The 10,218-nt window shown below is 68.3% G+C and carries 12 protein-coding genes and 1 pseudogene; 1 reads left to right on the top strand and 12 read right to left on the bottom strand.

Annotated elements, in window-relative coordinates; all coding sequences use genetic code 11:
* Together QN345_RS11255 and QN345_RS11250 are read right to left on the bottom strand one after the other, a co-directional pair.
* Nucleotides 1-305 (bottom strand): annotated as a pseudogene (locus tag QN345_RS11255) (FAD-binding molybdopterin dehydrogenase); the annotation flags it as partial.
* 404 nt (nucleotides 306-709) lie between these two features.
* The gene (locus QN345_RS11250; RefSeq protein WP_134448484.1) at nucleotides 710-2,002 is read right to left on the bottom strand and encodes an ATP-dependent DNA helicase; all 1,293 of its coding nucleotides are present in this window, start codon (nucleotides 2,000-2,002) and stop codon (nucleotides 710-712) included.
* Between the two features lie 150 nt (nucleotides 2,003-2,152).
* Between QN345_RS11250 and QN345_RS11245 the strand changes: the two genes are divergently transcribed.
* Nucleotides 2,153-3,229 (top strand): hypothetical protein, encoded by a 1,077-nt coding sequence (locus QN345_RS11245; RefSeq protein ID WP_322189043.1) that lies wholly within the window; start codon nucleotides 2,153-2,155, stop codon nucleotides 3,227-3,229.
* A 16-nt stretch (nucleotides 3,230-3,245) separates the two neighbouring features.
* Here the strand turns inward: QN345_RS11245 and QN345_RS11240 are convergent, their stop codons facing one another.
* The 10 genes from QN345_RS11240 to QN345_RS11195 form a co-directional block, all read right to left on the bottom strand.
* Entirely contained in the window at nucleotides 3,246-5,255 is a 2,010-nt protein-coding gene (locus tag QN345_RS11240; RefSeq protein WP_174774570.1) for a cytochrome c oxidase assembly protein, read from the bottom strand.
* A gap of 154 nt (nucleotides 5,256-5,409) precedes the next feature.
* A complete protein-coding gene (locus QN345_RS11235) occupies nucleotides 5,410-5,697 on the bottom strand; it encodes an HU family DNA-binding protein (protein WP_134448488.1) in 288 nt (95 codons plus the stop codon).
* Nucleotides 5,698-6,007: 310 nt separating this feature from the next.
* Entirely contained in the window at nucleotides 6,008-6,313 is a 306-nt protein-coding gene (rpsN, locus tag QN345_RS11230) for a 30S ribosomal protein S14 (RefSeq protein ID WP_134448490.1), read from the bottom strand.
* 3 nt (nucleotides 6,314-6,316) lie between these two features.
* Nucleotides 6,317-6,484 (bottom strand): 50S ribosomal protein L33, encoded by a 168-nt coding sequence (rpmG, locus tag QN345_RS11225; protein WP_092322741.1) that lies wholly within the window; start codon nucleotides 6,482-6,484, stop codon nucleotides 6,317-6,319.
* Nucleotides 6,484-6,720, bottom strand: coding sequence for a 50S ribosomal protein L28 (gene rpmB / locus QN345_RS11220; protein ID WP_134448494.1), 237 nt, complete (start codon nucleotides 6,718-6,720; stop codon nucleotides 6,484-6,486). Before rpmB ends, rpmG begins: the two co-directional genes overlap by 1 nt.
* Before the next feature lie 175 nt (nucleotides 6,721-6,895).
* On the bottom strand, nucleotides 6,896-7,303 hold the full coding sequence (locus tag QN345_RS11215) for a Fur family transcriptional regulator (RefSeq protein ID WP_134448496.1): 408 nt from the start codon (nucleotides 7,301-7,303) through the stop codon (nucleotides 6,896-6,898).
* Nucleotides 7,300-8,172, bottom strand: coding sequence for a metal ABC transporter permease (locus QN345_RS11210; protein WP_322189040.1), 873 nt, complete (start codon nucleotides 8,170-8,172; stop codon nucleotides 7,300-7,302). Before QN345_RS11210 ends, QN345_RS11215 begins: the two co-directional genes overlap by 4 nt.
* Nucleotides 8,172-9,053 (bottom strand): metal ABC transporter permease, encoded by an 882-nt coding sequence (locus QN345_RS11205; protein WP_134448500.1) that lies wholly within the window; start codon nucleotides 9,051-9,053, stop codon nucleotides 8,172-8,174. Before QN345_RS11205 ends, QN345_RS11210 begins: the two co-directional genes overlap by 1 nt.
* On the bottom strand, nucleotides 9,054-9,845 hold the full coding sequence (locus tag QN345_RS11200) for a metal ABC transporter ATP-binding protein (protein ID WP_134448502.1): 792 nt from the start codon (nucleotides 9,843-9,845) through the stop codon (nucleotides 9,054-9,056).
* Nucleotides 9,846-9,849: 4 nt separating this feature from the next.
* Nucleotides 9,850-10,218, bottom strand: a 369-nt coding sequence (locus tag QN345_RS11195) for a metal ABC transporter substrate-binding protein (RefSeq protein ID WP_323508658.1), incomplete at its 5' end; no start/stop codon positions are given.

Below are 10,218 nucleotides of genomic sequence, written 5' to 3'. Positions count from 1 at the left end.
ACCTTGAATGAACCGTAGAGAGCGGTGCAGCATTCGAAGAGCAGCGGATGCGCGGTCCAGCCCGGCCGGGTCGGGAGCGCGGCGAGCTGGGCAAGGGTGCACGTCGCGGCGATCTCGAGGCCCTCAGGGGTCACGGTCAGCGCGGGCCAGCCGAACGACTGCAGGTCGACGAGGCCGGTGAGGTGAACCCTGGGATCGGCGAACAGCTCGGAACCGCCCGCGAGGGGAGCGACCGTTTCGCCGAGCAATCCCAGGTCGGCGCGCTCGCGGGCGGGCGTGATCGTCACAACGGTAGTGAGGTCCATTGCTGCTCCAGTCGTCCCGGGCCGAGTATCCAGTCAACCGCATTTCCGGGTCGGTTTCGTCCACGGTACCCTCCCCATCCGGGGCTGCGCCGCCAGCACCGGCACCACCACCACCGAGCGCGTTCCGAATTCAGGAGTTCAGGCCGAATCCGGCCCGAATCGCCCCGAGCCAACCCGAATCAGGCACCACGTCCTGGATTCGGCACACACCCCAGCGGGTGAGACGGCCGGCGGGTGGCGCTTCCTCGCGGCTCTCACGCTCGCCGCCCTCGTCGTCTCCGGGCTCACCACACCGGCGCTGGCCGCGACGGATGCCGGCGCGCACGCCGTCCCGCACGGCTCGCACGGTCTTCCCTCGGCCCCTACCCCCGAGACCCCGGCCGGCCACCACCACTAGCCGCGGGTCAGGACGCGGGCAGGGCGCCCTGGCTGCCCATGAACCGCTGCACGTCCTCGTCGACGATGATGTCGCTCGGCCGCAGCGGCCGGGTGAGGTAGAGCCCGTCGAGGCCGGTCAGCCGGCTGAGGGCAACGTAGGTCTGGCCGGGGCTGAAGACCCTGGTGCCGAGGTCGACGATCGCCCGTTCGTACGTCGCGCCCTGGGACTTGTGGATGGTGACCGCCCAGGCCAGCCGCAGCGGGAACTGGGTGAACTCGGCGACGACGTCCCTGCTGAGCTTCTTCGTCGCCTGGTTGTAGCTGTACTTGTACTTCTCCCACACGGCCGGCTCCACCTCGTGCGTCGTGCCGTCGATCTCGACGTAGACCGTCGAATCCACCTTCGTGACCGTGCCGATGCTGCCGTTGACCCAGCGCGCGCCGCCGTCGAGCGGAGAGTCGTTGCGCAGGAACATCACCTGGGCGCCCACCTTGAGCTCGAGCACCGCGTCCGCTGGATAGGTGCGGCCGCCGAAGTCACCGGTGACCTCTGCCTTCGCGGTGAGCGCCTTGCCCGGCAGTCGTTTGAGCGCGGCCGCGTTGATCCGGTTGACCGCGTCGTTGCGGGTGGCGAGGGTAATCACGCCCTCTGCAGGCGGGGTGCGGGCGCCCGCTGCGTTGAGCGCGCCGCCGATCTCCGCGGTGACCTGCCCGTAGCGCACGGCGTTCAGCATGTGCCGGAAGTCGGCATCCCGCTGCCGGTGCACCTCGGTCAGTTCGAAGATGCGCAGTTCAGCGCCCTTCCAGACCTTCGCGTCGAAGAACCACATCGACCGGTAGGTGTCGGTGAAGTACGCCCGCTCGTCGGAATCGCCGGGGACGGGCGCGAGCTGGTACGGGTCGCCGAACAAGACGATCTGCACGCCGCCGAAGCTGTCGTTCGGGCGCTGCCTGGCCTGCCGGAGGCTGCGGTCGATCGCGTCCATCAGGTCGGCGTTGACCATCGAGACCTCGTCGATCACGACGGTGTCGATCGTGTTGAGCAGCTTCTTGACCTGGTCGTTCTGGTCGATCGCGTGGTCGGCGATGACCCCGATCGGCAGCCGGAAGAGCGAATGGATCGTCTGCCCGCCCACGTTGAGCGCCGCGACACCGGTCGGGGCGGCGATCACGATCTGCTTGCTGGTGTTCCACGACAGGTGGTTCAGCAGCGTCGACTTGCCGGTGCCGGCGCGCCCCGTCACGAAGACATTCTGGCGCGTGTTCTCGATGGCCTGGTAGACCTCGGCCTGCTCACGCGACAACGAAATCGGGGACACGGGTCGCTTTCAGTAGGAATGGAGGGAACATTCCACTGTATCCGCCCGGGCCGGTGCCGGGGGCGGATGCCGGGCATCCGTGGACATCGCAGCTCCCGTCCCGCACCCACGCACGCCGGCACCTCAGAATCGCGCCCGTAGAATGTGGACGTGAGCAACCGCGACCGCACGGCCCCGCGCGACCGGGGCCGAACCCTCGTCGCCGTCGTCGTGGTTGTCGTCCTCCTCGTCGCCGCGCTGTTCGCGGCGATCGGTTCGCTCAACCGCGAGGTGTACAGCGCGGGTGGTTTTGTGCGCCAGTACCTCGACGCCCTGGCCAGACACGACACCGCGAGCGCACTCACCCTGCCGGGGGTGACCCCGACCACGGCAGAGCTGACGGCGGCGGGCCTGCCGACGGAACTTCCCGACACGCTGCTGCGGGCATCCGTGCTCAGTTCGATCACCGCGATCAGGCTCGTCAGCGACACCGTGCAGCCGGACGCCGCCGACACAGGCACAGGCACCGGCACCGCCGAGGTGCACAGCGTGATCTACGCCTTCGACCTCGACGGTGCTCCGGAGACGATGGAGTTCCGGGTGGCCAGGGCGGGAACGTACGCGGCGGTCTTCGACTCGTGGCGCTTCGACACCAGCCCCCTCGCGGTGCTCGGCGTCACGGTCTTGCACGAGGCGAGTTTCTCGGTCAACGGCCTCACCCTCGACACGCGCGCGCACGCGGCGGCCGACGGCCCGGTGACGTTCTCGAACCAGGCCGCGTACCTCGCGTTCGCCCCGGCCCGGTACACGATCGCGCACGAGTCGGCCCTGCTGACCGCGGCGCCGCAGTCGGTTCCCGTCACGCAGTCCGGGGCGACGGATGTCTCGGTCGACGCCGAACCGAACGCGTCCTTCGTCGGGCAGGTCCAGTCGGAGCTCAACGCCTTCCTCGATTCCTGCGCGACGCAGACGGTCCTGCAGCCCTCTGATTGCCCCTTCGGGATCGAGATCAACGACAGGGTCAAGTCGGTGCCGACCTGGTCGATTCCCGAATACCCGGCCGTGACGCTCGCCGCCGGGGACACCGCCTTCGACATGCCGGCGACGGCAGGCAGGGCGCACATCAAGGTCGCCGTGCAGTCGCTCTTCGACGGGGACCTCAGCACCCGGGATGAGGATGTTCCGTTCGCGGTCGCGATCCAGGTCGTGGTCGGGGCCGACGGGTCGCTCGCGATCCAGCTCCGCTGACCGATTCCGGCAGGGACTAGGGCTGCCGGGTGTCGCGCGAGGCGAGCCGCTCGAGCTGGGCGTTGTAGCGGATGAGCTCGGCCTCGCCGGTCCGGTCGGCGTTGCGGTCCTTGCGCCGGGTTTCCTTCTCGTCACTGCGGGACCACTGGATCGCGACGGCGATCGCCAGCGCGATCGTCGGGATCTCGCCGACGCTCCAGGCGATGCCGCCGCCCAGCTGTTGGTCGGCGATCGCACTGACCCCCCAGGTACGGCCCATCGCGCCGTACCAGTCGGCGAGGAGCAGGCCCGTCCCGGTCATCAGGGCGACCCCGAAGAAGGCGTGGAACGCCATCGTGCCGAGCAGCAGCAGCAGCCGGAAGGCGTAGGGCAGCCGGTACGGCACCGGGTCGATGCCGATCAGGGACTGCACGAACAGGTACCCGGTGATCAGGAAGTGCACGACCATCCACTCGTGCCCGATATGGTCGGTCGTCGCCCAGCTGAACAGGTTCGAGTAGTAGAACACCCAGAGGGAGCCGGCCCAGAGCACTGCGGCGACGATCGGGTTCGTCAGGACGCCCGCGTACCGGGAGTGCACCGCGAGGAGGATCCACTCGCGGGCTCCGCGGCTCTCATCGGTGCGCTTGTGGATGGCCCGGGCGGCAAGGGTGATCGGGGCGCCGGGCACGAGGAACACCGGCACCAGCATGGTGAGCGCCATGTGCATCAGCATGTGCGACGAGAACAGATACTTCGCGTACAGGTTGGCGCCGCCGTTGGTGATGTAGAAGAGGATGAGCATCCCCACCACCCAGGACACGGTCCGGTAGACAGGCCAGGAGTCACCGCGCTTGTGCAACCGGTAGACCCCGGCCAGGTAGAAGAAGATCCCGAAGGCGCAGAACAGCACCCAGGCCAGGTCGAAGTCCCACTCGGTGAAGTACCGGGCGAAGGTCAGCTCTGGCGGCAGCAGCTCGCCGGTGAGGATCTGCGCGGGGGTCGAGGTGGCGACCTGGGTCGCCACGACCTGGGCGACCGGGGTCGCGGTACGGGCGAGCGCCGCAGCAACCCCTGAGGCGAGTCCCATGAAAGCGAGCTCGCCGACCACGAGCCACCAGAACCAGGTGCCCGCGCTGCGGCCGGCGGCGCCCGGTCCCGCGAGCGTGGCCCGGCGCATCCGCTCGACGAGGAACCGGCGCTGCAACACACCGAAACCGCCGAGCGTGATGAGGGCGACGACCTTCACGAGCACGAGGATGCCGTACGGCGTCAGAAGCCGGTCGATGCTGCCGATCCGCAGTTCGGCGCTGACGTAACCGGAGGCCGCGACGACGATGAAACTCACGAGGGCGAGCGTCGAATAGCGGCCGATGACGGCGTTGATACGCGTGCCCTCGAGCTGTTTGCGGAGCACGACGACCGTCAGGAGCCCGCCGAGCCAGATCGCCGCGAACACGAGGTGCAGTCCGAGTGCCGTGATCGCGACGTCGTGGCCCTGGCTGCCCGCTGCGTGGCCCTGGAGCGCCATCGGAACGAGGGCGCCGATCGCGAGGGCCGTGACGAAAACGAGCCCGGTCTGGCTGCGCACCGCGAAGCACAGCACCGTGACGCCCGCGGCGATGAGCGTGGTCGCGAGCCAGGCCTGGCCGAGTTCGATCTGGCTGAAGAACTGGCCGGCGGTCGCGCTGAAGCGGTCGTCGAAGGCCAACGGGACATCCGTCACCTGCAGGAAGGTCAGGAACCCGGTGAGAGCGGAGGCGGCGGTGAAGAGTGCCGCGGCTCCCGCGGCGAAGTCGAGCGAGGTGCCGTATGCGTTCTCGCGGGGGCTGAGCGCGAAGCAGGCGAGCACGAGGGCGCCGATCGTGCCCGCAGCACCGAGGTTGACGAGCAGCTTCGCCACCGGGAGTCCCCAGCGCACGAGCGGCCCCGGGTCTGCGAGCAGTTGCGCAGCAGCGCCGCCGCCGTAGGCGAGGGCCAGCAGGGTCGAGAGCACGGCCACCAGGAGGAGGGCTGCAGGACCGGAGATCCGCACGAGACGAGGCACGGCTCCAGCTTAACCGGCCAGCCGGGTGGGTATGCCGAGAGCGGATGCCACGGACCGGACGCAGAGGAGGGCGCCGGCCGAAGCCGACGCCCTCCTCTGTATGAAGCAGGTGAAGCAGATGAAGCGGGTGAAGCAGGTGGAACGGGTGCCGATGTTACTTGGCGGCGGCCTTCAGCTTGCTGCCGGCGGTCAGCTTGACGCGGTGGCCTGCTGCGATGGCGATTTCTTCGCCGGTCTGCGGGTTGCGGCCGGTGCGCGCCGCGGTGGCGGTGCGCTCGACGCCGAGCCAGCCCGGGATGGTGACCTTGCCGTCGCTCGCGACGGTTTCGGCGAGTGCGGCAAAGAATGCGTTGAGCACGCTGTCGACGGCAACCTGGCTCTGGCCAGAGTCTGCGGCAACCTTGGCAACGAGCTCGGTCTTGTTCAGCGACTTGTCAGCCATTGAGTGTCCTCCTCGGACCTTCGTCTGTAAAAAACAGGTATGCGGGTAATGCGGGCGACGCCAGAAGGCGCATCCGTTGGTCGGTTGGACCGCGTTGAATCTAACAGAGTTCCGGGAACTTCCGCGTATTTCCGGCGTTTTTCGGCATCTTGGGGCGCTTTTTGCCCTTCCGGGAGTGCCATTTCCGCTGTGCGCGGAATCCGGGGTCCCTCGACGAGACATCCGCCCGGGTACGAGAAAGGGGATGTCGACCGAAGTCGACATCCCCTCATTCGCGGAACCGGAGTTCAGCGAAGCGATTCAGCGGGTGTTACCAGCTGGACTTGGTGATGCCGGGCAGCTCGCCGCGGTGCGCCATGTCGCGGAAACGCACGCGCGAGATGCCGAACTTGGAGAGGTGGCCACGGGGGCGACCGTCGACGGCGTCGCGGTTGCGCACGCGCACCGGCGAAGCGTTGCGGGGAAGCTTCTGGAGGCCGAGGCGGGCTGCCTCGCGCGACTCGTCCGTACCGGACTCGTCGACGAGGGCCTTCTTCAGCTCCAGGCGCTTGACGGCGTAACGGGCAACAACGATCTTGCGCTGTTCGTTACGGGCGATCTTGCTCTTCTTGGCCATGTGTTAGCGCTCCTCTCGGAAGTCAACGTGCTTGCGCACTACGGGGTCGTACTTCTTGAGCACGAGACGGTCGGGGTCGTTACGACGGTTCTTGCGGGTCACATACGTGTAACCGGTGCCGGCCGTCGAGCGGAGCTTGATGATCGGGCGGACGTCATGCTGCTTGGCCATTAGATTTTCTCCCCACGGGCGAGCAGGTCCTTGACGACCGACTCAATGCCACGAGCATCGATAACCTTGATTCCCTTGACCGAGAGGGTCAGGGTGACGTTACGGCGCAACGAAGGCACGTAGTACTTTTTGGTCTGTACGTTCGGGTCGAAACGACGCTTGGTGCGTCGGTGCGAGTGCGAAACGTTGTGTCCAAAGCCGGGAACGGCTCCGGTCACCTGGCAGGTTGCTGCCATGGTTCTCCTCCAATACCGAAGGGCGAATGCCCTTCCCAAGATCTCTTGTCGGCCGGGCACAGCAGTTCCACTTCACTGGTTCAGAAAGCGAAGCCGATGTATTCCGGCAGTGCACGCAAAGATATGCGCAGCAACCGCCAACTCTACGGGTCGACGGGTGTCCGCGCAACTCCGCTCAGGCGATGGCGGCGGCGGCGGATGCCGCGGTGCACGCCGCGCACAGGCCGAACACGTCGACGACGTGGGCGGCCTGGGTGAAGCCGTGCTCGGCGGCGACGTTCTTCGCCCAGGTTTCGACGGCATCCGCTTCGATTTCGACGGTGAGGCCGCAGTGCCGGCAGATCAGGTGGTGGTGGTGGTCTGTCGTGCTGCAGGCCCGGTAGAGGCTTTCGCCGTCGGGCGACTGCAAGCAGTCGGCCTCGCCTTCGCCCGCGAGGTCGGCGAGGGCGCGGTAGACCGTCGCGAGTCCGATCGGGGATCCGGTGGCGTGCAGGCGGGTGTGCAGGCCCTGCACGCTCACGAATCCGACCGTGTCGCTGAGGGCGGTGCGCACAGCCTCGCGCTGCCAGGTGTTGCGCTTCATGACTCCCACCCTAGGCTCGCCCGGGCGGCGGCACGACCGGAAGCCGGCCGGGTGGGCAGGGCGGCGGTCCGGGAACTGCCGGCCCGGGAGCGGATCTGACGCACGGCGAGAGCCAGGAGGAAGAACGCTGCTGCGGTGAGCGCGATCGCGGGCCCGGCGGCGACGTCGATGGCGCGCGAGAGCAGTACCCCGCTGATCCCGGCCGTCGCCCCGAGGACGGGTGCCGCGACGAGGATCTGCCCCGTGGTGCGGGCGAGCAGGCGTGCGGCGGCCGCGGGGGCTGCGATCAGGGCGATCGCGAGGATCGCGCCGACCGCGGGCATCGCGGTCACGACGGTCGCGGTGATGAGGCCCAGGGTCAGGAGTTCCATCGGCCATTCCCGGTATCCGGCCGCGCGGTATCCACTCGCATCGAAGGTCGAGAACAGCAGTTCCTTGCCGAAGAAGACGATCACCAGAACGGCGACCACGAGGACGCCGCCGGCGAGGCCGATGTCGGAACCGGTCGTGGTCAGGATGGATCCGACGAGGAACGAATCGACGTGAACGGGCAGCGACGGGTTGAGCGCCTGCAGGAGCACCCCGAGCGCGAAGCCCGCCGTGAGGACGATGCCAGAGGCCACCTGGCTGCCCTGGCGGCGCACCCGGCCGATCACGGTCATGATTCCGACGATGGCGATGCTCGCGACGAAAGCCCCGAGCGGAATGCTCAGCCCGAGCATGGCCGCGGCGACCGCGCCGGGGAAGGTGGCGTGGGTGAGGGCCTGGGCGAAGAAGGTGCGCCGGCGCAGCACGACAAGGGAGCCGACGAGGCCGCAGAGTGCGCCGATCACGGTCGCGGCGATGAGGGCGGTGCTGAAGTAATCCATCAGAGCACCGCCGCGGGCCGAGGCTGCGGCGCGCGCAGCCGGTCGAGCAGGAGTCGGCCGACGAGGGCGAGGGCGTACCCGGCGACGAGTACGAGCACGACGGTCGCGCCGCTCGGCAGGTTGATGCCGGCCCCCACGGATGCCACATAGCCGAGGGAGAGGCCGAGCCACGCCGCGACGGCGGCGAACACCGCCGCGACCGGGAACAGCAGCCACAGGCGCACGGTCACGAGCCGTGCGACCGCGCCGGGAACGATCAGCACCGCGAGCACGAGCAGGGTTCCGACGGCGCTCGACGCGGCGACGACGACGAGCGCGATCGCCACGTTGAGCACGAGGTCGAGCACGAAGGGCCGGTAGCCGACGGCGGAGAACCCGGTGCGGTCGAAGGCGCGGAAGAGTTGCTCCTTGAGTGTGACTCCCACGAGGAGGAGGGCGATCGCGCAGATCACGATCGTCTGGACGACCTCGACCACGCTGATCGTGAGCAGCCGCCCGAACAGGAGCTGTTCGAGCTGGCCGACGTAGTTGGTCTGCCGGGACACGACGATCACGCCGATGCTGAACATGGCCGTGAACACGATCGCGATCGCGGCGTCGACCGGCACAGCCTTGCGCATCAGCACCGCCAACACGATCGCAGTGAGCACTGCCGCGACGATCGCCCCCGCGAAGAGGCCCTCACGGCCGCCCCAGACGAACCCGATCGCGATGCCGGGAAACACCGCGTGGGTGAGCCCGTCGCTGATGAATTCGAGCCCGCGCAGGTTGACCAGCACGCCGACGATGCCCGCGACGAGGCTCAGCACGAGGAGCACCACGAGGGCGCGGGACATGAACGGCAGGGAGAAGGCGTCGAGAAGCGCGCCCCAGGCATCCACTCAGTGCCCCGTGTGGCTGGGCACGACGACGGTGTGCTCGTCGAGTTCGACCCCGACGGACCGGAAGGTGCGCTGGACGTTCTCAAGGCTGAGCACCTCGTCGAGTGGGCCGAAGGCGACCTGGCCGCCGTTCAGCAGCAGGACCGATTCGCAGACGTCGCGGGCGAGTTCGAGGTCGTGCGTCGAGATGAGCACGGCAACACCGTCGGCCTTGAGTCGCTTCACGGTGTCCACGAGCGCGTTGCGGTTCTCCTGGTCGAGGCCGTTGAACGGTTCGTCGAGCAGGAGCAGGCGGGGCCCGGATGCGAGGGCGCGGGCGAGGAGGCCGCGCTGCTGCTGGCCCCCGGAGAGTTCGCCGAACCGGGTCCTGGCGCGTTCGGAGAGGCCGACGGCCTCGAGGGCCGCTGCGACGTGCGCGCGGTCGCGTTTGCCGGGCAGGCGCAGCCAGCCGAGGGAACGGTATCGCCCCATCATGACCACCTGTTCGAGGGTGACCGGGAATTCCGGGTCGAGCTCGTCGGCCTGGGGCACGTACCCGACCGCGCCTGCGGGGGCCGGGGATTCACCGAGCACTTCGACCGTGCCTGCTGTGCGATGGATCAGGCCGAGCACTCCCTTGAGTAGGGTCGACTTTCCCGAACCGTTCGGCCCGATCAGGGCGACGGCCTCACCCGCGCGCAGGTCGAAGGCGACGTCTTCGAGCGCGGGCGTCTGGGCGTATGCGAAGGATGCCCCGGCCACGTGGAGGGCGAGCGGCGCGGCGGTCCGCGGTTGAGAATCGTTCTCGTTCACGTGTTCACTCTCGCAGGTCTGCCGGTACGGCGGTGGGGACTCTGCCCCAGGACTCGAGGATCAGGCGCACATTGTGCAGCTGAGAGGCGACGTAGGTGGCACCGTCGCTGCCGGCCGGGCCGAGGGAATCGCCATACAGGGCGTCGTCGCCGGAGTACACGGTGACGCCGGCCTGCCGGGCGATCGTGTCGGCGGCCTTGGGGCTGATCGAGGCCTCGGAGAACACGGCCTTGACGCCGGTGGCCTTGATCTTCGTGACGAGTTGGTCGATTTCGGTTGCGCTCGGTTCGGCGTTGTCGTCGAAGCTCGGGATCACGCTGCCGACGTAGGTGATGCCGTATGCGGCCGTGAAATAACCGAAGGCGTCGTGGTT

The sequence above is a fragment of the Cryobacterium sp. 10I1 genome (assembly GCF_035019805.1).
GTDB classification, from domain to species: domain Bacteria; phylum Actinomycetota; class Actinomycetes; order Actinomycetales; family Microbacteriaceae; genus Cryobacterium; species Cryobacterium glucosi.
Note: the sequence above shows the minus strand (reverse complement) of the source record. Positions and strands in the feature narration are given on the sequence as shown.

Bases quoted from the DNA above. Each gene is read 5' to 3' on its own strand.
- QN345_RS11235 (WP_134448488.1), bottom strand. From the start codon at position 5,697: ATGGCTGACAAGTCGCTGAACAAGACCGAGCTCGTTGCCAAGGTTGCC.
- rpsN (WP_134448490.1), bottom strand. From the start codon at position 6,313: ATGGCCAAGAAGAGCAAGATCGCCCGTAACGAACAGCGCAAGATCGTT.
- rpmB (WP_134448494.1), bottom strand. From the start codon at position 6,720: ATGGCAGCAACCTGCCAGGTGACCGGAGCCGTTCCCGGCTTTGGACAC.
- rpmG (WP_092322741.1), bottom strand. From the start codon at position 6,484: ATGGCCAAGCAGCATGACGTCCGCCCGATCATCAAGCTCCGCTCGACG.
- QN345_RS11215 (WP_134448496.1), bottom strand. From the start codon at position 7,303: ATGAAGCGCAACACCTGGCAGCGCGAGGCTGTGCGCACCGCCCTCAGC.
- QN345_RS11210 (WP_322189040.1), bottom strand. From the start codon at position 8,172: ATGGATTACTTCAGCACCGCCCTCATCGCCGCGACCGTGATCGGCGCA.